Here is a 24,049-nt window from a genome sequence, read left to right as displayed (position 1 = left end):
CAAAGTCCGCAAGATGCTGATCCGGGGAGGGCGGCTCGTCGATCCCGCAGCGGGCATCGATGCGCTCCGCGACCTGCGCAGCGAGGGCGCGGTGGTGACGGAGATCGGCGAGCACTTGCGCGCGAGGCCGGACGAGTCGATCATCGAGGCGCGCGGTTGCATCGTCGCGCCGGGATTTATCGACATGCACGTTCACCTGCGCGAACCCGGCAATCCGGAGAAGGAGACGATCGCCACCGGAACGCTCGCCGCCGTGCGCGGCGGCTTCACCGCCGTGGCCTGCATGCCGAACACGAATCCGGCTCTCGACACGCCGGCTACGCTTGCGCAACTCGAGAGGATCGTCGCGCGCGACGCACGGGCTCGTGTCTATCCGATCGCGGCGATTACGCTCGCCCGCGCGGGAGAAGAGCCGGTCGAGTTCGCGGCGCTGGCGCGCGCCGGCGCCGTCGCCTTTTCGGACGACGGGCACACGGTCATGAACGCGCGCGTCCTGCTCGATGCGGCATTGCAGGCGGCGAGCGTGCCCGGCGTCTTCATCTCGCACGCGGAGGACGAGCACCTCAAGGGCAATGCGGTCATGAATCTCGGCGAGGTCTCGCGAGCGCTCGGTGTCGCCGGAGCACCGGGCATCACCGAAGAGGTAATCGTTGCGCGCGATCTGCTGCTCGGGATCGAGAGCCGCAAGGCATGGCACATCGCGCATCTCTCCACCGCCCGCGGACTGGACTTCGTGCGCTGGGCGCGCGCGCGCGGCGCAGCCGCCACCTGCGAGGCAACGCCGCACCACCTCTTGCTCAGCGACGAGAGCGTGCGTGAACTTGGCGCGGCAGCACTCGTCAATCCGCCGCTGCGAAGCGCACTGGAAACGCGGGCACTGCGCGAAGGCGTGCGCGACGGAACGATCGACGTGCTGGCCAGCGATCACGCGCCGCACACGCAGACGGAAAAGTCGGGAGACCTGCGCACCGCTGCCGTCGGTTTCAGCGGTTTGGAAATCGCGGTCGGCGCCTACGCGCTAGCGCTGCCGGACCTGCCGATGCAGCGGTTCGTGGCGCTGGTCTCGACCAATCCGGCCGGAATTCTCGGAGTCGAAGGCGGTACGCTTTCGGTCGGAGCGCGCGCCGACGTGACGATCTTTGCCGATCGTCCCTGGACGGTCGATTCGACGCAGTTCGCGTCGAAAGGAAAGAGCACCCCATTCGACGGCCGCACCTTGCCGCGTCGCATCGTCGCCACGATCGTCGCGGGCGAACTGCGTTACCAAGACGCGGAGAGCTGCGTTCGCTAAGCGTCGCCCTCGAGGTCGCCCCTGATATCCGGCTCGTGATGCTTTCCGTCACCGGGTGGCTCTTTGTGCCAGCGCCGGAGAAGTTCCGCGCGTTGATCGGAGTCGACTTCGAGCGCCGGATCGATTCCGAGTTCGTGGATCATCTCCGCTGCGGGATCCTCGTCTTCCATGGGTTCTCCTCTTGTCGGGCCATCGCCCCGTCGTGATAGTATAACCGTAATGAGCGCACAACCGCTTGAGATACGAATGGCGCACCTCGAGGGCGCCTACGAACAGCTCGACAAGCGCCTCGGCGACCTCGCCGCCACGATCGATGCGCGGTTCGGGCAAGTGGACTCGCGTTTCGCTCAGATCGACGCGCGTTTCGCCCAGATCGATTCACGCTGTGCGGAAATCGAACGAAAAATCGATACGGGCCAGTGGCGAACCTACGCGCTCGTCGTCGGCACGTGGATCACGACGATCGGTACCGTCATCTTTCATCATCAGTGACGGAATAGCGGCGTCTGGATGAGGCCGTTGATCACGAATTGCACCGCCAGCGAGGCGAGGATGATGCCCAGCACGCGGGTGATGACGTGAATCCCGGTCGTTCCGAGGCGATGCAGATACCGTGCCGCCCCGCGCATGCATAACCACGCGATTGCGAGCGCCGCAGCGTAGGCAACGAAGACCAAGGCGATCCGCCCCGGATTTCCGTGCGTGAGGTTCACCAGCAAGAGGACGGTCGCGAGCGTTCCGGGGCCGGCAATCATCGGAATCGCGAGCGGAAAGACCGCCGGGTTTTCGCCTTCGCGCGCGCGGCGTTCCTCTTCGCTCGTGGCGCGTGCGCCGGTTGGGCGTGCGAAGAGCATGTCGATCGCAATCAGGAGGAGCAGAATGCCGCCGGCGATCCCGAATGCAGGTAGGGTGATCCCGAGATAGTCGAGCAGCCATGGTCCGACCAGACCCATCGCGAACATCACGACCGCCGCAACGATCACCGCCTGATCGACGATGCGGTTGCGCTTGCCGCTCTCGAAGTGCGCGGTCGTCGCGGCCGTGATCGGGATCATGCCGATCGGGTCGATGATCGTGATCGCCGTCGCAAACGCGGTGGCGCCAAAGTGCCAGTCCATTCCACCGGTGCCTTACTTCCAGGTTTGCGAGGGCCCTGCGCCTAACCGCCTGTTCTTTAGCATGACCAGCATCCCCGCGTCGCTCTTTCTCGCCGACGGCTCGCGCTTCGACGGCAGCGGTCTCGACTATCAGGGATTGGCCCTCGGCGAAGCGGTTTTTTACACCGGCATGACCGGCTACGAAGAGGCGCTGACCGATCCGTCGTACGCGGGGCAGATCCTGACCTTCACCTATCCGCTGATCGGAAATTACGGCGTCTCGGGGAGTGCCGCGCAATATCCGCGCGCGTGCGTTTCGGGCGCGATCGTCAAAGAGATCGCCTACCATCCTTCACATTACCTGAGCAAGATGAGCCTGCCGGCGTGGCTCGACGAGCAGCGCGTTCCGACGATGGTCGGCGCCGACACGCGCGCCGTCACTATCGCGCTGCGCGAGCACGGAACGATTTGGGCGGCGATTGCCGTCGGCGAAGCCGCGCTCGAGCGGGCTGAGGACGAGCTTGCGCGTTTCGTACGCACCGCAACGACCGCGCATTTGGTTCCGAGCGTTGCCGCGCGCGAACCTCACGTCGAGGGAACGCGCGGCGGTGCGCGTGTAGCACTGATCGACTGCGGGGTCAAACGCGCGATATTGCGGGAGCTCACGGCACTGGGCAGCGAGGTCACCGTGCTACCCTACGATGCGACCGAAGAAGACGTGCTCGAAGGTGATCCGGATGCAATCTTCATCTCGCCGGGTCCGGGCGATCCGACCGATCTCCAAGGGACGGTCGAAACGCTGCGCGCGCTGATCGGGCGCAAGCCGCTCTTCGGCATTTGCCTCGGACATCAACTGCTCGCGCTCGCGTGCGGTGCGCAAACGTACAAATTGCCGTACGGACATCGAGGCGGAAATCAGCCGGTGAAGGATCTGATCGAACACGAAGTGCTGATCACTGCGCACAATCACGGCTATGCGGTCGACGCCCGTTCGTTGCCCGATGATTTGGAAGCGACGATGACCAACCTCAATGACGGGACGAACGAGGGATTCCGGCATCGCCGCCTTCCGATTGCGGCGGTACAATTTCATCCCGAAGCCTCGCCGGGACCGTTCGACGCGCGCCGTCTCTTCGCCCAATGGCTCGGCTCGATTTCGTCCGTTCGCTAGCGGCGCTCGTACTGTTCGCGGCCGAATTATCGACGGCGGCGAGTGCGCAGAGCCTTCAGCGGGTCACCGTCACGGCGCTCACCCTCTCCGCCGACACCTTGACGCCGCACGTCGAAGCGCCCTTCCACTTGGTGATCACCGCGCACGTTCGCGAGCGGGTCAGCGAATTCGACAACCTCGATCTCCCCATTCTCGCCGAGCTCGAGCTGCTCGGCGACGAGCACGGGGTCGTCGCCGCCGCCGGCGGCACGACCTATCGCGAAGTCATCACCGTGGTTGCACACCATTCGGGCTCGATCACGGTCGCGCCGGTTACGTTCGACGCGATCGACGCGCGCGACGGCAAGGCCAAGCGATACTTCTCGAATTCGCTCACGCTGCACGTCGCCGGTTTGCTTCCGCTCGCTCCGTCCTACCACGGCTCGAACGCCCTGCTCCCTGCCCTCCTCGTCGCCGCCGCCCTGCTCGCCTTCGTCGTTCTGCGCCGCCGCCGCGTGCCGCCGTCCGCACCGGTCATCACGCTCGCCCGGCCGGTGCCGGTGGTGGCGGCCGATCCGCGTGCGATGCTGCGCGAGGCGCTCGGCGTGTTGCGCGCACAGCGCAATCGTGTCGGCGCGATGCGCGCTCGATCGACCGTCCGGCGGATGGTTGGTGCGAGCGATGCCGAAACGCTCAACGACGTGCTTCGCCGCCCCGCCGCCTCGACGCCCGATCTGCGCGATCTTCTTCGCGCGCTCGAACGTGCGGGCTTCACGCACGACGCCGACCTTTCCGCCGCGATCGCCGCCGCAATCGCCCAATTGGAGCGCATGACGTGAGTACGGGACCGGGCATCGTACGAAACGCGATCGAACGCACGATCGTCGGACAAAAGGGCGTCATCGAGGGGCTCTTGCTCGCGTTGCTCTGCGGCGGCCACGTTCTGCTCGAAGGACCGCCGGGTCTGGCCAAGACGCTCGCGTGCCGCAGTCTCGCCGACGCACTGCACGGCGAATTCAAGCGCATTCAGTTTACGCCCGATCTCTTGCCGAGCGACATCATCGGCACCCGCATCTTCGATCAGCGCGAGACGGCATTCAGCACGGTGCGGGGTCCGATCTTCGCCAACGTCGTGCTCGCCGACGAGATCAACCGCGCGCCCGCGAAGGTGCAATCCGCCTTGCTCGAAGCGATGCAGGAAAACCAAGTCACGATCGGACCGGAAACACATCGCCTGCCCGACCCGTTCATCGTCATGGCCACGATGAATCCGCTCGATTCCGAGGGAACCTACGCTTTGCCGATCGCACAGATGGACCGCTTTCTGCTCAAGATCGATCTCGACTATCCCTCGCGCACCGACGAGTTCGCGATTCTCGAGCGGTTCGCTATCAACCGCGCGCCCGTGATCGGCCCCGTCGCCACGCTCGAAGCGGTACGCGCCTGGCGCGCCGCGGCGCACGCCGTTCACGTCGACGACGCGCTCAAGCGCTACATCGTCGAGCTCGTGGTGGTAACGCGCGAGGCCCGGCACGCCAGCATCGATTACGGCGCGAGCCCGCGCGCGACGTTGGCCATCGCAAATCTCGCCCGCGCAAAAGCGCTGCTGGACGGACGTGACTACACCGTCCCCGATGACGTGCGCGCGGTGGCCGTCGCCGCCTTGCGGCATCGCGTCGGTTTCAACTTCCGCGTCGGCGCCGACGGTGGTCCCTCGCGCGTGCTCGAAGAGCTGATCGCGCGCATCCCGGTGCCGTAGTCTGGTGCTCCCTACCTTGCGCGACGCACTGCTGCGCGGACGACGCCGTCCGCGGCTCTTCGGTGGGGGCTCGCCGACGATGTATCGCGGCGACGGCTACGAGTTCGTCGAGCTGCGGGCGTACGTACCCGGTGACGACGTGCGGCGAATCGATTGGGCCGCTACCGCGCGCGCCGGTGAACTGCAGACGCGGGTGGTGCTCGAAGACGTCGGGTTGACGTTGGCGGCGTTGGTCGACGACTCACCCTCGATGGAGGTCGGACGCACACGAACGCTCGCGCAGGCCGCCCAAGAATCGGTGCGCGCGTGGTTCAACTGCGCACGCAGCGGCGACCGCTTGTTGCGCGTCGGCTCCGATTATGTCGGCGCCGCTCAGGCGCCGGTAACGACGCGCTTCGAGTTATTCGGCGCGCTGGAGACCGCGCGCGCCGCGCTGCGGCGCGGCACCGCGCTGCTTGCGGTCGGCGATTGGTTCGAACTCGACGCGCGCCATGACGCCGTCCTCGCGCGGCTGGGCGCATGGTGCGATTGCACCGCTTTGATCGCCCGCGATCCGTGGTACGACGGTCTGCCGCTCGGCGGAGTCGTGCGCTTTGCCGGTGCCGAAGGCGGAGCGCTTCGCGTCTACGTCGGCCGGCGCGAACGCACGGCGTTCGCGCGCAGCGTACGCGAGCGCGAAGCGGCGCTCGCGCAACGTTTCGAACGGGCAGGCTGGCGGACGGGCATCCTGCACGAAGACGACGGGGCGGCGTCTCTGTGCGCGGCCTTTGGTGCACGCGCATGAGGTTTGACGCGCCGTGGCTGTTGTTCGTTGGAGCCATCGCGGCGGTCGCGCTCGCCGCGCTCTACCGCCGCGCCGAAACGCGTGTCGACGCGCAAGCGCTGCGGTATTCGAACGTTGCGTTTCTGCGCTCGGCAATGCGCCCGCGCGCATGGATCACCACCGCGCTGCGGACCGGCTGGATCGTCGCACTCGCGGCACTGGTGATCGGCGCGGCCGGTCCGCACCTCACCTTGCCGATGCCGGTTCGGGACGGCAACGTCTTCATCTGCATCGACACCTCCGGATCGATGGCGTCCAGCGATATCACGCCGACCCGTGCGCAGGCGGCCGACGGTGCCGCGCGCGCGTTCGTCGAGGAAGCCCCGCCCGGCGTTCGGATCGGGATCATCACGTTCTCGGGGAGCGCCGAATTGATCGCACCGCTCAGCGCCGACAAAGAGGCGACGCTCGCGGCGATCGATCAGATCCCGCCCCCGAACGGTGCGACGGCGATCGGCGATGCGCTGCGCTTGGCGGCGAGCGAGTTTCCGCCGGTCGGGCATCGCGTGGTGATCTTGATCACCGACGGGGTCAATAACACGGGCGTCGATCCCCAAGAGATGGCGGAATATTTTGGGGCGCATCACGTGCCGATCTACACGATCGGCATCGGCACACCGAACGGCGACGTGATCGGCGGCGAGGAATCGACCATCGACGAGGGCGCCCTCGAGTCCTACGCCCAAGTCAGCGGCGGAGCGTACGCGCGCGCTGAAAATGCCACCCAACTTCATGCCGCCTTGGTACAGCTCGGGCGCGTAACCACGATCGAACGCCGTTCGATCGCCGCCGCTCCGGGATTCTTCGTCGCGGCGGCACTGGTGCTGGCGGCAACGCTGCTGGCCGGTCTTTCACTAGGGAGGTTCCCATGAGCATCGAGACGAGCCGCGACCCGTATGAGAGCCCGCCGCTTCGCGAGAGCGATCTCTCCGACGATCCGATCGTCCAACTGCGCCGCTGGCTCGACGACGCCTACGCGGTGCCGGCGCTGGGCGAACCCAACGCGATGACGCTCGCGACCGCAAGCCCGCAGGGGCGGGTCAGCGCGCGTGTGGTCCTGCTGCGGGGTCTGGATGCAAGCGGTCTTTCATTTTATACGTCGTACTTCAGCCGTAAGGCAGCGGAGCTCGCGGTCAATCCGTACGCGGCGGCAACGTTCTTCTGGGCGCAGCTCCATCGCCAGGTGCGGGTCGAAGGTACGGTCGCGCAACTTTCCGAGGACGAATCGGACGCGTACTTCGCGACCCGCCCGCGCGGACACCAGCTCTCGGCGTGGGCCTCGGAACAAAGCGCCATGCTCGACCGTCGCGAAACGCTGAGCGAACGAATGCAGCACTTCGACGAACGTTTCGCCGGCGAAGACGTTCCCCGGCCCCACTCCTGGGGCGGCTATGTGCTGCGCCCCGACTACGTCGAGTTTTGGCAAGGGCAAGGCAGCCGTCTCCACGATCGGCTCTGCTACGCGCGCGTCAATTCCGGCTGGTCGATCCGGCGGCTCCAGCCGTGAGACGCTGGAACGTCCATATCGAGCCGGGCGACGTCATCATCGAGATGGGCTCGGTCGTGATCGCGATCCTTCTCGCGCTTGCAGTCAACGGCTGGCAGGAGCACGTGCATCAGCAGGAAGCGCTCCACGAAAACGTCGCCAGCATCGTGCACGAGCTCTCGTTCAACCAAGGCGCGCTGGTCGCGCTGGCACAGCGCCATACCGCCGCGGCCAAGGCGATCGACGCGAAGGTTGCGGCGAGTTTCGGACGCGACGAGTCGCTCACGTTCGATCAGTTCTACACGTTTTTCGAGCAAATCGCGCCCAAGGGGCTGGGGCGCCTCTCGCTTCACGATGCGGCCTGGCAGGTCGCACAGAGCGATCCATCGATGACCGGGATGCCCGATGCCGAGCGCCTGCGTATCGCCGAGATCTACGACGAGCAATCGTATCTGACCGACAGCTACGGACGCCTGGTCGCGCGCCTCGAAGGCGCGAACCAATCGAACTTCTTCGAGCTCCTCACCGACATGGATCTTGAGTTCGGCGACGTGCGGGCGGCGGAAAGCGAACTGCTGCGCAACTACGCGGAGGAAATCCCGCGGTTACGGCACGCGTACGGTCTCGCCGCTCGGGTACCCTGAAGCGCCCCGAGAACCCCGCTCGGAAACGCTCACCGGTCAAATCGACGTTCGCTACGACTTCCGTCCATAGGACTAACGGCGGGGTCGCGCTAATCCACCCTCCCCAGCATGCCCCGCCGCAACGTTCTGGTGATTGGGTCTGGGCCGATCGTAATCGGTCAGGCGGCGGAATTTGATTATGCGGGCGTTCAGGCGTGCCGCGCGCTGCGCGAAGAAGGCCACCGCGTCGTCCTCGTCAACTCGAATCCGGCGACGATCATGACCGATCCCGAAATCGCCGACGCCGTCTATCTCGAACCGCTGACCGTCCCGTCGCTCGAAGCGATCATCGCACGCGAACGGCCCGATGCGCTCTTGCCGACGTTGGGCGGCCAGACCGGGTTGAATCTCGCCGTCGAGCTCGACGACGCCGGCGTACTCGAACGCTTTGGCGTCGAATTGCTCGGCACGCCGGTCGAAACGATCAAACTCGCCGAAGACCGCGAACGTTTCAAAGCCAAGATGATCGAGATCGGTGAACCCGTTCCCGAGTCGGTCATCATCACCGACGTGGAGCAAGGCATCGGTTTCGCCGCGCTCGCCGGCTATCCGCTCGTCGTGCGCCCCGCGTACACGCTCGGCGGAACCGGCGGCGGCGTCGTGTACAGCGAAGCAGAACTGCGCGAGCGGCTCGACGCCGGCCTCAATGCATCGCTGATCCACCAAGCGCTGCTCGAAACCTCGCTCCTGGGTTGGAAAGAGATCGAGTACGAAGTGCTGCGCGACGGTGCCGACAACTGCATCATCGTCTGCAACATGGAGAACATCGATCCGGTCGGTGTGCATACCGGTGACTCGATCGTCGTCGCGCCGTCGCAGACGCTCTCCGACCTCGACTATCAAATGCTGCGCAGCGCCTCGCTCAACGTGATCCGCGCGCTCAACGTCCAAGGCGGCTGCAACATTCAGTTCGCGCTGCACCCGACCAGCAGCGAGTACGCGATCATCGAGGTGAACCCGCGCGTCTCGCGCAGCTCCGCGCTGGCATCCAAAGCCACCGGCTATCCGATCGCCAAGATCTCGACGCGCATCGCGCTCGGGCAGACGCTGGATGAAATCCCCAACCCGGTCACCGGCGTGACCAAAGCGGCGTACGAGCCGACGCTGGACTACTGCGTGGTCAAGATTCCACGCTGGCCGTTCGATAAATTTCCGCTGGCCGACACGCTGCTCGGCACGCAGATGAAGTCGACCGGCGAAGCAATGGGGATCGGCCGCACGTTTCGTGCGGCTCTCATGAAGGCGGTGCGCGGTCTCGACCTCCGGCGCGAATCGCTCACCGGCGGCGAATATCTGGAATGGAGCGAAACCGAACTCGAAGAGATCGTCGTTCGGCCGACCGACGAACGTCTCTTTGCGGTCGCCGAGCTGCTGCGCCGCGCCGGACCCGGCGGCCGCGACGCGTGCGTCGAGCGCATCCACGCGAGCAGCGCGATCGACCGCTTCTGGCTGTGGCAGATCTGCGACATCGTCGACGAAGAGGGTGAGCCGCACGAGGCGGCTGAAGGTTCCGAGCACAGGACGTGCGACCGCCCGAAGGGCGGCGGAATCGTCTTTCGAATGGTCGACACGGCAGCGGCGGAGTTTCCGGCGAAATCGCCTTACTACTATCTTTCCAGCGGCGAAATGGACGAGATGCGCGCGACGCCGCACGAAGCCGTCGTCGTGGTCGGCAGCGGACCAATTCGCATCGGGCAAGGGATCGAGTTCGACTACAGTTGCGTACACGCGGCGTGGGCGCTGCGCGCCGCCGAAAAATCCGCGGTCATCGTGAACAACAATCCCGAAACCGTCTCGACCGACTTCGACGTGTCCGACGCGCTCGTCTTCGAGCCGCCGGGGGCGGACGAAGTCGAAGCGGCGTACCGCGCCACCAACGCCAGCGGCGTGATGCTCGCCTTCGGCGGCCAGACGGCGATCAATCTCGCGCGCGAACTCTCGCGCCGCAACGTACGGATCATCGGCAGCGATCGCGCGAGTCTGGATATGGCCGAAGACCGCGCGCAGTTCGACGCGGCGCTCGCGCGGCTGAGCGTTGCCCGGCCGGAGGGGAAAGCGGCCACCAGCTTCCGCGAGGCTCGCGTCTTCGCGCGCGCGCTGGGTTTTCCGGTCCTGGTGCGCCCGAGTTTCGTGCTCGGCGGCCGCGCGATGGAGATCATTTATAATGAAGGCCAGCTCGCCTCGTACGCCGAGTCGGCACCGCCGATTCTGCCCGGCGCGCCCCTCTTGGTCGATAAGTACCTGCGCGGACTCGAAGTCGAGGTCGATGCCGTCTTCGACGGCGAGGATATCCTCATTCCCGGGATCTTCGAACATATCGAGCGCGCCGGCATCCACTCCGGCGACTCGATCAGCGTCTATCCCACGCAGACGATCGACGCGGCGATGGAGCAGCGGATCGTCGACGTCACGGCGGCGATCGCACGCGAGCTCAACATTCGCGGCTTGATCAACATCCAATTCGTCGTGCACGAAGGCGGACTCTTCATCATCGAGGCCAATCCGCGCGCAAGCCGTACCGTTCCGATCATTCAAAAGGCCACCGGCGTGAACATCGTCGCCGCCGCAACACGAATAGCACTGGGCGAACGGTTGCGCGACATGGAGTACGGGACGGGTCTGCACCCGCGCACGCCGTTCACGGTCGTGAAAGTACCGGTCTTCTCGTTCTCGAAGATGCGCGGCGTCGAGACGGTACTCGGTCCGGAGATGAAATCGACCGGCGAGGTGCTCGGTATCGACGACACCTTTGCGGGTGCTTTGCGCAAGGGCTTCATCGCCGCGGGCGTTCGGTTACCGGGCTCGGGCGGTCGTATCCTGGTCTCGATCGCCGACGAAGAGAAGGACGAATCGATTCCGGTCATGCGGCGCTATTCCGAATTGGGTCACACGCTGGTCGCGACGCCCGGAACGCGCACCGTGCTGGAAGCCGCCGGCATCGAATGCGAAGCGATCAACAAGATTTCCGACGGTTCGCCGCACGTGCTCGATCTGATCGGGCAACGCGGGGTCGACCTGGTGATCAACGATGCCAAAGGTCCGCGGGAACTCTCCGACAACTACAAGATTCGGCGCGCCGCGGTAGAAGCGAGTATTGCGTGTTTGACCAGTTTGGATACGGCTCGGGCCCTCGCGGAGGCGCTCGAAAGCACGGCGGGGCCGCCGCGGAGTCTGCAAGAGTATCAATCGCAGTGCGTTAGCCCGTGAAGCCCCCCGCCGGAGGGCCGGACCTGGGCCGCCTCGACCGAAGGGTAATTGACTGGCCACGGGGTTTTTTGGTCTACTTAACTTGGGTCCTTGCTTTTTTTAGTCAAAGAGAAGGGAGCCTCAGGTGATCAGGAGATTGACTTCCATCGGCGCGGCGCTAACGTTGCTGACGTTTGGTGCGGTGCCGGCCAGTGCGGGTACTCAGGCCAGGCCAGCATCTCCAGTTAACCTCTCCAGGGCTGTTGGCGAAATCACATGTACCATCGAAATATGCGACACTGAGGACTATTGCATTCCACTCATAACACCAATCGGCGTCGTCGTGGTCTGCTACGAAGTCTCGATATGCGAAGACTTTCCATGCACCGGCCCCATGCCGCTCTAGTCTAGCGCGAAGGCGGGGCGACGCGCGGTCGCACCCGCCTCGCCTCCTCTCGAATCCGGGTGTTATTATTATGTACGCATTTTCCGGTGCCGTCCTTTTTGCCGCGGTAACGGCAACAGCGACGCCCTTTGCACTTCCCGTGCTTCTACGGCCGACCATCCCAACGGGGGCGACGGTTAAGGAAGCATATGGTGTCCGGCTGCAGCTCTCCGGCGGCGCCTTCCGTCAGTTCACCGGCAAAATCAGTGTTACCGCGCTCGAACAAGACGACGCGTCGATGAAGCTTCATGCAGTTTTCGATCTGCCCGGTCATTCCACATCGACCGATATGACAGTCAATAAGTATGATCTCTCTGCCGCGGGTAAAAGTGCTATTGGAGATCCCGGCGTAGAGGTCTTTTACGATCCCATATTCTGCGGCCGGCCTTCCGGAACGCTGCAAGCCGGCGAAGCGTGGAGGTTTACAATCGCTCGTCCATGGGCCTTCGGCCCGGCAGGGGAGCAACGGGTACGCGTCGTCTCCATCGACGCCCAAACCGGAGAGGTCCGCCTCGAGCTGTCGGGCAGCGGCAACGGTCCGTCCGGGCAAGAGATCGAGCATCCGATACACACGACCGGAAGCGTGAACGGCACGACGATCGATATTCCGACGGAGTACGGCGCCTCCACTTGGCACGCGACGCTGACGCTGGAGCACGGCGTGACCGCGGACGAAACGCTCACGGTCGATCAGCAGGTGTTTCTCGGGCAAACCACGATTTCGTCGGCACGTCAAGAGATGCGTCGCATCATCATCACGCTTCATCGCCTGAATTGATGTGCCGCTCTGCGGCGATTCTGCTCGCAGTCGTCGTCGCGGCATACCTCCTCGTCCGCGTCGATACGGGCGCGCAAACCGAATCCGTGGGGGTCCTTCTCGTTCATGTGATCGACGCTTCCACCGGACGCCCGCTTGCGAGCGCAGCGGTCTACGTCATCGGTGGTGCGGAATCGCTCGACCGCGTCGTGCTCAGCGACTCGGCCGGTGACGCGCGTGTGGTGTCGCTTCCCGAAGGCGAATACCGTCTCGCCGTGCGCGCGCACGGTTACCAAGAGATTACGCACCTCGTGGAAGTGACGCCGAACCGAGAAACGCTGGTCGACGTGCGTTTGGCGCCCACGTTGAAAACGATCGGGACCGTGAGGGCACTAGCTTCAGAAATCAAGGTCGGAAGTCGCCGGCTCTCGGAGAATGACGTCGCGGCGAAGCTTTCGCTCAATCTGCTCGATGCGCTCAACGATTTGGGTGGTATCACCGTTCAGCGCAATGCCCAAGACGGCACGGTCGAAGGCCTTTCGCTCGAGGGTAGAGACCCAAGCATGACCTCGGTGGCATTCGACGGCGTGCAAATCTCAAATCCGCTCGCCCTGCACGCGCTCGATCCCGATCTGCTGCAAGGCGTCCAAACCGATCAGTTCAACGACTCGGTGGATCTGTTCTTTCTGAATCCCTCGCTGGCAACGCAGCTTGCCGCGACCGGAACCTATGGCGGCTACCAATATGCAACCGAGAAGGCTTCGCTGCAGAGCACGTCAGGAGCGATCAGCTACGCGGCGGTCGTCAACGAACGGCACGTGGATAGCTCGCTGAACGGCGCGACGTACCTCGACACCTCGGGCCTGGATTACCTGCACACCGGCGGCATCAGCGGAACCTCGCTCTACGGTGTCGTGAACTTCCCGTTGGGCGTCAATTGGACTGCGTCACTCCGCGCGATCGACGCGCGATCCTTCGAGCAGCCGATCCCGACGTTTTTTGCCGGCCCCCTTCCATATGGAATCGGCCCGGGCAATACGAGTGCTCTCGACTTCTCGCATCTCAGCGTGCGGTTCACCGGAACGTTGCCATCCGGAATGCTTGCCGTCGCGCTCTCGCGCCTTGGAATAGGAGATGAGGACGACTATGCGCACCGCATCGTGGGTCTGATCCCCTCTCCATTGACGGAAACGACGACGACGATAGGCACGTCGGCAAGCATCGATTTCGCGTTCGCGGACGCGGCGCAAACGAACCTGATGTTTTTCGCCGACGGTGACCGCGACGACACGGCGATCGCCCAGACGCCGGAACTGCCTTTCATGCAAGGCGCAAAGAACGCACAGACGATCAAGGCTCACCGAAATCTATTCATCGTAGGCAAGGTTCCCGTAGGGATTGACGTTACGGACGTAAACGTTTCAGGAAGCGGCGCAGGCGCGGGTGCCGCACTTTCGTCATCCGCAACCGCAGGCGCGAACTCGTTTCGTCTCAAGGTCGGCACCGTCGCGCGCGACGCCGAGACGCTGGGTGGGGGCGTACTCGACGATGCGGCGTCCGCGTATTACGATTGTGCCGGCAATTTCATCGAGGCGAACGCGCCCAGCCAAAACGGCCACGCCGTCCGATCGGCGGTCGTGGACGCAGGGTGGACCTGGACCCACGCGCAAACGACAGTCAGCGCTTATGCGTACGATGAATCCGATCGCGGTGTAACCCTGACGGATGCGCAAGTTCCGCTCGGGACGGAGCCTGCCGGCGCTGTACCCGCGGGATATGCGGCGGAGTTGCAAGATGGATATTCCACCTACGGCGGCTGCCCGGGCTCCGCTCCCGCCACCAGTAGAATCTACTTGATACAAGATCTCAACGGTCTTAGCGTTCTTTACCGGGGCGTGAACCTTGCCTGGAACGTTACCGCGTTTCGCGAACGCGTCAACGTTTCCGGCTTCTTAGATGGAACGCAAGCGATCCTCGCCGGCGATCCTCGCCTCAACGCTCCGTTTTCCATCTACATCCCGGGACGCCAGCTGCCGAATATCGCTCCATGGCGCGCCGGGCTCTCGGCCGGCTGGGGCCTGCCCGACGATAAGACCGAACTCATGCTCAGCGGGATCATCGCCTCGCGAAACAATTCGAACAATTTGCCCGGATATGCGTACTGGACGGCGGGGATCGAGCGCCGGATTTCTCCGGCGTGCACGCTCGAGATCGTAAGCCGGAACCTTTTCAACAGTTACGCCGGCCTTTTCACTTCCCCGCGATTCGCACAGCCGCTGCTGACGCAAAGCGGCAGCACGCTGCTCGAAAACGCTGCACCCCTTCCTGCACCCGACGCATTTATCCGCCTGCGCTTCGACATCGCGCATTCGTCCAACCCGTGATGCGCTCACTCCAGGGCTCGGCCGGATGACGAGTCGAAGTTCATCCCGATGCATCACTTTGGCAACCACGGCGGGGCATCGTCCCGTGGTCCGCAGCGCTCCGGCGACGATCGAAGCCTCGAGCTGAGCAACGAGCCTCGCGTCTTCGTGCTGGGCGGCAGCGGAAGCACGCTCGGCTTCATCAACAGTTTTCGAACCGACGCCGGAGCGGTCACCGCGCGGCTGGTGCCGCTGGCATGGACGCCGATCGGCGTCGTCATCGGCGAATCCTGGCAGAACGTTGGGATCGCGCTCGCGAACCTGCTCGATTGGGTCGATCGAACCTTTCCGCCTGAAGACGAGCGCGCGTTCGTCGCCCCGATGCGCGACATCGAATTGCTCGCGCGCGTACAATGGCAAGCCGACCTGCCCGAAGCGCTCTCCGACGAAGCGGTGCTCAACATCGAGGATCTGCCCGAGGAGATCGTCGATGGGCTCGCGCATCCGCCCGCACCGATCGTGCAGTGCGCAGCGTGCCGCCGCCTCTGCGTCCAAGGCGAGTTCGTGTGGAAAGAGAAGGAGCTGTGCGCCTGGGACTATCACGCGCAGGTCTTCGGGAAGCGCGGTCCGTGGCACGACGGTCCGTATGAAGATCGGCATTTCGAGACGCTGCCGACCTGCGCGTACATCGCTGCGCCGATTCTGGCCGAAATGGGCGTCGACGTCGTCTTTTCTTCGGGTGAGATCGCTGCAGCAACGGCGCAAGAAATGATCAACCTGTTGATCACCGCCGAGCCGGGCCGGCCGTATATGGCCCTACGCTCCGGCGGCGGATTCAGCGTTTTGCGCGAACGGTGACCAATCGCGCGATCGGCGCTCTGCGGGTGCTCTTCGTCGTGCTCTTCGCGGCCCTGGCGCTGCGCACCGCATGGGTGATGTTGGTCGACGGGCCGGGCATCGCCGCCAAGCCCTATAATCCGCGGCATGCACTGCTCGACGCGCGCCGCGGCGAGATCCTCGCGACCGACGGCGCCGTGCTCGCGAGCACGCGAGGCGGCGCGCGCGTCTATCCGCTCGGCGCCGCGCTCGCGCAAACGGTGGGATACGTCTCCGCGCGCTATGGCACGAGCGGTATCGAAAGCGCGTACGACCGCGCGCTCACGCCGGCCGACACGACCGGCGATCCGCTGGCGCAATTCGACGCGATCGAGAACGCGTTCGCCGGGAAGAGTTCGCGCTCGCGGGGCGCGGACGTCGTGACGACGATCGTGCCCGCGATCGAGCGTACGCTGTGGGCGCAGCTCTCCGTGCACGCGCGCGGCGCGGGCATCGTGCTCGATCCCTCGACCGGCGCCGTGCTCGCGATCGCCAGCGTACCGAGCTACGATCCCACGGACTTCGACCGCGAATTCCCCTCGCTCGTCGATGACACCCAGAGCCCGCTGCTCAATCGCGCGATCAGCGGGCTCTATCCACCCGGATCGACGTTCAAGATCTTCACGGCGGGATCGGCGCTCGAAAACGGCACGGTAACGATGGATTCCCATTTCGAGGACCCCGGCTACTACGTCATCGGGAATTTCGTCCTGCACGACAACGAGAGTGAAGCCACCGGATATCAGGACCTCACCGGCGCATTCGCGCTCTCCAGCAACGTCGATTTCGCGCAGATCAGCTTGAAGATGGGAACCGATGCGTTCTACGATTACCTCGATCGCTGGGGCATCGGCGCACCGCTCGACTTTCAGCTTCCGGCCGAAACCGACCGTGTGCCGCCGAAGGACACGATCGTTCCCGGCGAGCTTGCCCAGATGGGTTTTGGACAAGGCGCGCTCTTGATGACGCCGCTGCAGATGGCGCTGCTCGCGGCGACGATCGCAAACAACGGGGCGATGCCCCGGCCCTACATCGTACGGCAGATCGTGCTCGACGGCCGGGTGCGCAGCGTCACGCCGACGAGCACGCTGGTCACGCCGATATCGCCGCAGACGGCTGCGGACGTCAAGAAGATGATGATCGCCGTCGTGCAGTACGGCACCGGGACGACCGCGCAGATCCCCGGCGTGCAGGTTGCCGGAAAGACCGGGACCGCCACCAATCCTCACGGTGCGGCGCACTCGTGGTTCGTCTGCTTCGCGCCGGCCGATCATCCGCGCTTCGTCGTCGCAATCGTCGTGGAGAACGCCGGCTACGGTGCGACGGTTGCTGCACCCATCGCGCGCCGCGTGCTCGAAGCGGCGCTCGCGACGCATTAGGAGGAAAGACCTGCGATGCGGGAAACCGTAAGACGAACGTGATCGAGCAGCAGACATTCAACAATCGGTACCGACTCGATCGCAAACTCGGCGAAGGCGGGATGGCGACGGTCTACAGCGGCACCGATACGGTCCTGCGCCGGCGCGTTGCGATCAAGGTTTTGCGCCCGCAATATGCTGCCGATGCCGAATTCGTGCGGCGCTTCTACCAAGAAGCCGAATCGGCGGCTCATCTTTCGCATCCCAACATCGTCAATACCTACGACGTCGGGCGCGAAGGCGATACGTACTACATCGTGATGGAACTCGTCGATGGTCCATCGCTCGCCGAGATCATCGCCGACGGAGCGCTTCCCGAGCCCGTTGCTATCGATTACGCCGCGCAGATTTGCAACGGCCTCGCCTACGCACACCGCGCGGGGCTGCTGCACCGCGACATCAAACCCGCCAACATCCTGGTTACGAAGGACGACGTCGTCAAACTCTCGGACTTCGGCATCGCGCGTGCCGTCTCGCAGCAAACGATGGCACTGACCAAGCCGGGCCTGGTGATGGGGAGCGTGTACTACATCTCCCCCGAACAGGCGCAAGGTCACGAGCTGAACGAGAGTTCGGATCTCTACAGCGTCGGCATCGTCATCTATCAGATGCTCACCGGCAGCCTTCCCTACACCGGCGAATCGCCGGTCACGGTCGCGCTCAAACACATCGGCGATCCCGTCCCGATGCTCGACGGGAAGGTCCCCGGCACCTCGCCCGCACTGGCGGCGATCGTCAACAAACTGCTGCAAAAGCGTCCCGAGAACCGCTTCCGTTCCGCGAGCGAGGTCGCTACCGCGCTGCGCGAGGCGCGCGAGCGGCCGAGCGTCGCCGCCTACGAAATCTCCGACGACGCGCCGACGCAGATGATGCATACGGTACTGCCGCCGCGCCGCTCGCCGCTGCCCGACCGCGCCTACACCTCGCTCGGTGAGGAAGAAGAACGGCGCTCGCGCTTCGGCGCCGGTTTGGTTGCAACGCTCGTGCTCCTGGCGCTGGTTGCGACCGGACTCGGGTATTACGTCTTCGGCCGGCCGTTTACGCTGCCGAACGTCGCGTCGAGCGTGTCGGTCGGTGACTACAGCGGCATGACCGATACGCAGGCCGAAGCGGCGGTCGTGAACGCCGGATTGATCGCGCGCTTTTACAAGAGCGCAAGCGATACCGTTCCGGCCAATCACGTGATGCGCCAAAATCCCGTAGCGGGCACCCAGGTCGACCGCAACTCGGTGGTGGAGCTCGTGATCAGCAATGGGCTCCCGCTGATCGGCTTGCCCGACGTGCGCGGCTATAACGTGAACGACGCCGAACGTACGCTCGAGGACGACGGCTTCAAAGTCAAGCGCGACGAACGCTTCGACAACGCCGCCAAGGACAGCGTGATCGATCAGGCTCCCGCGGCGCGTTCGCAAGTGCGTCAGGGTGCAACGATCGCACTTGTCGTTTCCAAAGGGCCGCAGGCGATCGCGGCGCCGAATTTCTACAACATGTCGGTTGCCGACGCGACGGCACTCGCGCAAAAACTCGGTGTCGTGCTCGACACCTCGGAACAGACCGCCGATCCGAACGTGCCGAGCGGGTTCATCGACGCGCAAAACGTACAGGCCGGGCAGCCGCTTCAGCGCGGCCAGACGATTCGCGCGACCGTGAGCACCGGCCCGGCGAGCTACGCACAAACGATCACCGTTCCCTCGTTGGTCGGAGCGGCGTACGCGCAAGCCGTCTCGCAGCTTCAGCAACTCGGACTCCAGGTGGCGGTCACGTTTTCGACCCAGGCGGCCGGAAACGGGACCATCCTCGCGCAGGATACGGCCGCCGGCACTCGAGTCGAGAGCGGAAAGCGCGTAACGCTGACGCTCTCGGTCAACGGAGAAGTTCCCGATACCGAAGGCGACTCGCTCAGTGACGCGCAGACGACGCTCGAGGCAGACGGCTATCGCGTCGGTAACATCCAGTACACGACGAGCGAAGGCGCGAACGGACGCGTGATCGGCACCGACCCCAGCGCCGGCACGAACCTCACGCCCGGCTCGACGGTCACGCTCGTCGTCAATGGAACCGGAGAGTAATGCGGATTCTCGGCATCGATCCCGCGCTCCGCGTCACCGGATACGGCGTGATCGAGCGGCGTGGAAGAGACATCGCACTGGTCGAAGCCGGCGTGGTGACGCCGAACGTCGGATCTGCGCTCGAGCGGCGCCTGGCCGAGCTCCACGCCGGCATCACCGCGCTGCTCTCGCAAACGACCCCCGACGTGGTCGTGATCGAGGAGTTGTACACGACGTATAAGAATCCGTCGACCGCCATCTTGATGGGACATGCGCGCGGCGTCATGTGTCTGGCCAGCGCGCAGGCCGGAATTCCGGTCCAAACCTTGGGTCACGCCCGCGTCAAGCGGGCGTTGGTCGGGTCGGGCAGCGCTAGCAAGGATCAGGTCAACGCGATGGTCAGGCAGATGCTCAAGCTGCGCACCGCACCCAAGCCCAACGACGTTTCCGACGCGCTCGCGATTGCGCTGGCCTATCTCAACGTGAGCGGACATGTTCTCGCGTATTAGCGGAACCCTCGTCGAGCGCGACGGCGAGCACGTCGTGCTGGAGACCGGCGGACTCGGCTATGACGTCGTTCTTCCGCCGTGCATCGCCGAGAAGATCACGGCAGCGCCCGGCGAGCGCGTCGCGCTCGAGATCTACGCCGCCCTCAACATCGACGGAAACAGCGCTCGCGCTACCTATTACGGCTTTACCAATGCGATCGAGCGGGCGTTTTTCGAGGCGCTGATCAGCGTCGCGTCGATCGGCCCGCGCACCGCCGCGCGCGCTTTCTCGGAGCCGATGTCCGCGATCGCGAGCGCGATCGACCGCGGCGACTATGGCTACCTGCGCAAACTTCCCGGCATCGGGCAGCAGAAGGCGCGCGACATCGTGGCGAAGCTCCAGGGCAAGGTTGCGCGTTTCTTGTTGATCCGGGACGCGCCGCCCTCACCGCCGGCTGCGATGCCGGATTTTGCCGATGAGGCCCTCTCCGTGCTGCTGCAACTCGAATACAAACGTGGCGAGGCCGAAGCGATGATCCGCGAAACGCTCCAGGGCACGCCGCAAATCGCCGATGCGGAGACGCTTCTGGCGCAGATCTACCGCCGGAAAACGCCGGAGCGCTCTCCCGCATGAGCGAGGACGCGCGCCGTCCGCTCTACAGCGGCGACGATCAGTCGGCGCGGGTTCTCTCTCCCCAAGAATCACTCGAAGATGAAGTCTACGGCGCATCGCTGCGGCCGCGCACATTCGATGAATACGTCGGCCAAGAGCGCGTCGTCGAAAATTTGCGGATCGCGATCGAGGCTGCGCGCGGTCGAGGCGAACCGCTGGAACACACGCTGCTCTATGGACCGCCCGGTCTCGGTAAGACGACGCTCGCGGCGCTGGTCGCGCGAGAGATGCGCGCGAATTTTCGTCCGACCAGCGGGCCGACGCTCGAGAAGCCCAAAGATTTGGTCGGCGTTCTGACATCGCTCGAAGAAGGCGACGTCCTCTTCATCGACGAGATCCACCGCCTCGGGCGTGTCGTCGAAGAATTTCTTTATCCGGCGATGGAAGACTTCCAGATCGACTTCGTCGTCGATCGCGGGGCCTACGCCAAGACGCTCAAGCTTCCGCTCAAACATTTCACGCTGATCGGGGCGACGACGCGCGCCGGCATGCTCACCGCTCCGCTGCGCGACCGTTTCGGCATCGTTCACCATCTCGACTTCTACGAACCGGACGAACTGGAACGGATCGTCACGCGCTCGGCGCGATTGCTCGGCGCGCAAATCGACGGATCCGGCGCTCGTACGATCGCCGAGCGCAGTCGCGGCACGCCGCGCGTCGCGAACCGCCTGCTGCGGCGCGTGCGGGACTTCGCCGACGTGCGGGCAAACGGAATCATCACCAACGCGGTCGCGGCCGACGCGCTCGCGCGCGAGGGCGTCGACCAGCTCGGTCTCGACCGCATAGATCGCGCATTCTTGACCGCGCTGATCGAATCGTACCGCGGCGGCCCGGCGGGAATCGCGGCGATCGCCGCCACGTTGAACGACGACGTTCAGACGCTGGAAGACGTGGTTGAACCCTATCTGCTCAAGGCCGGCTTCGTGGTGCGCACGGCAAGCGGACGCAAGGCAACGCAGGCGGCGTACCGGCATTTGGGCATCATCGCACCGGCCCAGGAGAACCGCCTGCTGTGATCACGCGCCGCGCGTTCGTTTGTGCCGCACTCGCGGCGGCCGCAACGGCCCGCGCACGCGCCGACGAATTCGATCCGGCAATGAACGCGAACGCGCAGGAGCTGCGCGTGTTGCTCGGTCCCGGCGTGGTACGGAGCGCATCTCCGGGCAGCTTTGCCTTCAACGGGCAGACCTATCGCGGCACGTATTCACGCCTTCCCGGTGGATCGATCGTGAATACGCTGCGTCTCGAAGAGTATCTGTACAGCGTCGTGCCGCGCGAGATGACACCCGGATGGCCGGATGCCGCGCTGCAAGCTCAAGCGATCTGCGCCCGCACCTATGTGCTGCAGCGCAGCAATCCGGCGCGAGGCTACGACGTCGTTCCGTCCGAACTCGATCAAGTCTACGGCGGCGTCGCACAGGAGAGTCCGGCTGCCCGCGCCGCGGTCGATGCAAGCGCCGGACTGGTCTTACGGTATGGTGCGAACTTCGCGCGCGTCATGTACAGTTCGTGCTGCGGCGGGCATACGGAGTCGGCGAGCGACGCCTGGGGCGGGGCGCCGATCCCGTATCTCGGCGGCGTCGTCTGCACGACGTGTACGGATTCGCCCTATTATCGCTGGAATCGTACGCTGGATCTGACCTCCGTCGCATCGGCGTTCGCGAACGAAATCGCGCCGCTCGGATCGTTGCAGTCGCTGAGCGAAGGAACGCGCGACCCCAGCGGCAGAGCACGAACGATCGTGCTCGCAGGTACGGATTGGTCGCTTCCCGTCAAGGGCAGCACGTTCCGATTGCGCATTGGTCCGCGCGTGCTGCCGAGTCTGCTCATTACGAAATTCGAACCCGCAGCAGAAGCAGCTGGGCACATCGCCATCGAAGGCGGTGGGTTAGGGCACGGGGTCGGGATGTGCCAGTGGGGTGCGCGAGGTCTCGCACTGCGAGGCGCCCAGCCTGCCGAGATTCTGAATTCTTATTTTCCGGGAACCGATATCGACCATGACTGAAGGCCAGCCCAATCGCCCGGACGGCGGTGAGAGCGAGAGCGACAAGCGCTTTGCGCTGCGGCTGCGCAAATATATCGACGTCGTCGTCGAAGATCCGCTCTCCTCGATGCTCTTTCGCGGAGCGGTGGCCGACATCTCACCGACCGGCATGCGCGTGATCGCAGATCAATATCTGCCCGTCGGCACCAAATATACGTTCACGATGAAACGCAATCCGTTCCTCACGTTGCGAGGTCAGGTACGGTGGATTCGCGCTTTCCAGGGCGATACGTACCAAGTCGGCGTGCTGATCGTCGACGCCACCGAAGAGGAACGTAAGCGCTTGACCAATTTCCTCGAGATCGAACGAGCGCGCCTGACCGGCGGCTAGTCTCCTCCAGCGCATGGACTCCTCCAGAGCTTCCCTAACCTGCGCGTACGATTTCGAGCTTCCCGCGGAACTGATCGCCCAGCGTCCGGCCGAGCAGCGCGACGCGAGCCGGCTGATGGTACTATCCCGCGACCGCATCGAGCACAAGATCTTCTCCGATCTGCCTTCGCTGCTCCATCCAAACGACGTGCTGGTGCTCAATCGTACGCGCGTCATCGCTGCGCGCTTGTGGGGACGTCGAGCCGGAAGCGGCGGAACGGTCGAGGTGCTGCTGCTGCATCCCGCCGAGTCGATGCGTTACGATCCGCGCGCCACCCGCTGGCTCGCGCTGGTGCGCCCCGCGCGCCGTTTGCGCCTGGAGTCCGCGATTCTCTTCGATGCGCGCACCCGCGCCCGCGTCGTCGCCGCGCACGACGAGGGTCTGCGTGAGCTCGAGTTCGAACTCGACGAGCCCTTCGAGCAGTTCTTGTCACGCGCAGGCCGTTTGCCGCTGCCGCCCTACATTCACAACGACACCGACGAAGCGCAAGAACGCTACCAAACCGTCTTCGCACGCGAACCGGGCAGCGTCGCCGCCCCGACCGCATCGCTGCACTTCACGCCCGAATTGCTGCAACGGATCGAGCGCGGCGGGGTATCGATCGCCGAACTGACGCTCGACGTCGGCCTCGGGACGTTCCGCCCGCTCAAGAGTGCGCGTCTGGACGAGCACACGATGCACGCCGAGCGCTATACGATTCCGCCGCTCGCGCTCGAAACGATCGAGCGAGCTCGCTCGCGCGGCGGCCGCGTGATCGCTGCAGGTACGACGGTCGTGCGCGCGCTGGAAGGTAGCGCCGCCGTCCACGGGGGATTGGTCGCGGAAGAGGCCTCGACCGCGCTCTTCATCCGGCCGGGTTTCGACTTTCGTGTGGTCGACGCCATAATCACGAACTTTCATCTGCCGCGCTCGACACTGCTGGTGCTGGTCAGCGCGTTTGCCGGCCGGGAGCGCGTCCTGGAAGCCTATCGCGAGGCGATCGAGCAGCGGTATCGATTCTTTTCCTTCGGCGATGCGATGTTCATCGAAGGTCCCCCGCTGCGAGGATGAGCAGGGGAAAGGATGAGCGCGGCCTCGGCCCGCACACAGGC

General features: G+C 64.7%; 23 protein-coding genes. 21 read left to right on the top strand and 2 right to left on the bottom strand.

Annotation, left to right across the window (positions count from 1 at the left end):
• The first annotated feature begins 13 nt into the window (after window positions 1-13).
• Entirely contained in the window at window positions 14-1,291 is a 1,278-nt protein-coding gene (locus VMF11_11575) for a dihydroorotase (protein HTU70947.1), read from the top strand.
• Here the strand turns inward: VMF11_11575 and VMF11_11570 are convergent.
• Window positions 1,288-1,461 carry a hypothetical protein gene (locus tag VMF11_11570; GenBank protein HTU70946.1) on the bottom strand — a complete coding sequence of 58 codons (174 nt, stop codon included), beginning with the start codon at window positions 1,459-1,461 and terminating at the stop codon, window positions 1,288-1,290. The two genes, VMF11_11575 and VMF11_11570, sit on opposite strands and share 4 nt — an antisense overlap.
• Window positions 1,462-1,510: 49 nt before the next feature.
• Here VMF11_11570 and VMF11_11565 point away from each other — a divergent pair, with 49 nt between their 5' ends.
• Window positions 1,511-1,783, top strand: a complete 273-nt coding sequence (locus VMF11_11565; GenBank protein ID HTU70945.1) for a hypothetical protein — start codon at window positions 1,511-1,513, stop codon at window positions 1,781-1,783.
• On the opposite strand, the gene VMF11_11560 is transcribed toward VMF11_11565, so the two are convergent.
• Window positions 1,777-2,409, bottom strand: coding sequence for a MarC family protein (locus tag VMF11_11560; protein HTU70944.1), 633 nt, complete (start codon window positions 2,407-2,409; stop codon window positions 1,777-1,779). The genes VMF11_11565 and VMF11_11560 overlap by 7 nt on opposite strands.
• A gap of 61 nt (window positions 2,410-2,470) precedes the next feature.
• On the opposite strand from VMF11_11560, the gene carA reads away from it, so the two are divergent.
• From carA to queA, 19 genes are all read left to right on the top strand, one after another.
• Entirely contained in the window at window positions 2,471-3,559 is a 1,089-nt protein-coding gene (gene carA / locus VMF11_11555; GenBank protein ID HTU70943.1) for a glutamine-hydrolyzing carbamoyl-phosphate synthase small subunit, read from the top strand.
• On the top strand, window positions 3,529-4,377 hold the full coding sequence (locus VMF11_11550) for a hypothetical protein (protein ID HTU70942.1): 849 nt from the start codon (window positions 3,529-3,531) through the stop codon (window positions 4,375-4,377). Before carA ends, VMF11_11550 begins: the two co-directional genes overlap by 31 nt.
• Window positions 4,374-5,297 (top strand): AAA family ATPase, encoded by a 924-nt coding sequence (locus VMF11_11545; protein ID HTU70941.1) that lies wholly within the window; start codon window positions 4,374-4,376, stop codon window positions 5,295-5,297. The genes VMF11_11550 and VMF11_11545 overlap by 4 nt, the downstream gene beginning before the upstream one ends.
• 16 nt (window positions 5,298-5,313) lie before the next feature.
• Window positions 5,314-6,081 carry a DUF58 domain-containing protein gene (locus VMF11_11540; protein HTU70940.1) on the top strand — a complete coding sequence of 256 codons (768 nt, stop codon included), beginning with the start codon at window positions 5,314-5,316 and terminating at the stop codon, window positions 6,079-6,081.
• Window positions 6,078-6,992, top strand: a complete 915-nt coding sequence (locus VMF11_11535) for a VWA domain-containing protein (protein ID HTU70939.1) — start codon at window positions 6,078-6,080, stop codon at window positions 6,990-6,992. Before VMF11_11540 ends, VMF11_11535 begins: the two co-directional genes overlap by 4 nt.
• A complete protein-coding gene (pdxH, locus tag VMF11_11530) occupies window positions 6,989-7,627 on the top strand; it encodes a pyridoxamine 5'-phosphate oxidase (GenBank protein ID HTU70938.1) in 639 nt (212 codons plus the stop codon). Before VMF11_11535 ends, pdxH begins: the two co-directional genes overlap by 4 nt.
• Complete coding sequence (locus tag VMF11_11525) at window positions 7,624-8,250, top strand: hypothetical protein (GenBank protein ID HTU70937.1); 627 nt, start codon at window positions 7,624-7,626, stop codon at window positions 8,248-8,250. Before pdxH ends, VMF11_11525 begins: the two co-directional genes overlap by 4 nt.
• Before the next feature lie 129 nt (window positions 8,251-8,379).
• Window positions 8,380-11,496: a carbamoyl-phosphate synthase large subunit gene (gene carB, locus VMF11_11520; GenBank protein ID HTU70936.1), complete on the top strand. Its 3,117-nt coding sequence runs from the start codon at window positions 8,380-8,382 to the stop codon at window positions 11,494-11,496.
• Between the two features lie 455 nt (window positions 11,497-11,951).
• Window positions 11,952-12,698, top strand: coding sequence for a hypothetical protein (locus tag VMF11_11515; GenBank protein ID HTU70935.1), 747 nt, complete (start codon window positions 11,952-11,954; stop codon window positions 12,696-12,698).
• Window positions 12,698-15,061, top strand: a complete 2,364-nt coding sequence (locus VMF11_11510; GenBank protein ID HTU70934.1) for a carboxypeptidase-like regulatory domain-containing protein — start codon at window positions 12,698-12,700, stop codon at window positions 15,059-15,061. The genes VMF11_11515 and VMF11_11510 overlap by 1 nt, the downstream gene beginning before the upstream one ends.
• A gap of 48 nt (window positions 15,062-15,109) precedes the next feature.
• A complete protein-coding gene (locus VMF11_11505) occupies window positions 15,110-15,898 on the top strand; it encodes a hypothetical protein (GenBank protein HTU70933.1) in 789 nt (262 codons plus the stop codon).
• On the top strand, window positions 15,895-17,295 hold the full coding sequence (locus VMF11_11500) for a penicillin-binding protein 2 (protein HTU70932.1): 1,401 nt from the start codon (window positions 15,895-15,897) through the stop codon (window positions 17,293-17,295). The genes VMF11_11505 and VMF11_11500 overlap by 4 nt, the downstream gene beginning before the upstream one ends.
• Window positions 17,296-17,333: 38 nt before the next feature.
• Complete coding sequence (pknB, locus tag VMF11_11495) at window positions 17,334-19,403, top strand: Stk1 family PASTA domain-containing Ser/Thr kinase (protein HTU70931.1); 2,070 nt, start codon at window positions 17,334-17,336, stop codon at window positions 19,401-19,403.
• On the top strand, window positions 19,403-19,891 hold the full coding sequence (gene ruvC, locus VMF11_11490; GenBank protein ID HTU70930.1) for a crossover junction endodeoxyribonuclease RuvC: 489 nt from the start codon (window positions 19,403-19,405) through the stop codon (window positions 19,889-19,891). Before pknB ends, ruvC begins: the two co-directional genes overlap by 1 nt.
• Window positions 19,875-20,504, top strand: a complete 630-nt coding sequence (gene ruvA / locus VMF11_11485) for a Holliday junction branch migration protein RuvA (protein HTU70929.1) — start codon at window positions 19,875-19,877, stop codon at window positions 20,502-20,504. The genes ruvC and ruvA overlap by 17 nt, the downstream gene beginning before the upstream one ends.
• Window positions 20,501-21,559, top strand: coding sequence for a Holliday junction branch migration DNA helicase RuvB (ruvB, locus tag VMF11_11480; protein HTU70928.1), 1,059 nt, complete (start codon window positions 20,501-20,503; stop codon window positions 21,557-21,559). Before ruvA ends, ruvB begins: the two co-directional genes overlap by 4 nt.
• Complete coding sequence (locus tag VMF11_11475) at window positions 21,556-22,548, top strand: SpoIID/LytB domain-containing protein (protein HTU70927.1); 993 nt, start codon at window positions 21,556-21,558, stop codon at window positions 22,546-22,548. Before ruvB ends, VMF11_11475 begins: the two co-directional genes overlap by 4 nt.
• The gene (locus VMF11_11470) at window positions 22,541-22,918 is read left to right on the top strand and encodes a PilZ domain-containing protein (protein ID HTU70926.1); all 378 of its coding nucleotides are present in this window, start codon (window positions 22,541-22,543) and stop codon (window positions 22,916-22,918) included. Before VMF11_11475 ends, VMF11_11470 begins: the two co-directional genes overlap by 8 nt.
• Window positions 22,919-22,931: 13 nt before the next feature.
• Window positions 22,932-24,008 carry a tRNA preQ1(34) S-adenosylmethionine ribosyltransferase-isomerase QueA gene (queA, locus tag VMF11_11465; protein HTU70925.1) on the top strand — a complete coding sequence of 359 codons (1,077 nt, stop codon included), beginning with the start codon at window positions 22,932-22,934 and terminating at the stop codon, window positions 24,006-24,008.
• Window positions 24,009-24,049 lie beyond the last annotated feature (41 nt).

This window comes from Candidatus Baltobacteraceae bacterium (assembly GCA_035502855.1).
Classification (GTDB): domain Bacteria; phylum Vulcanimicrobiota; class Vulcanimicrobiia; order Vulcanimicrobiales; family Vulcanimicrobiaceae; genus Aquilonibacter.
The sequence above is the reverse complement of the archived record's forward strand: the minus strand, read 5'-3'. Positions and strand labels throughout refer to the sequence as shown.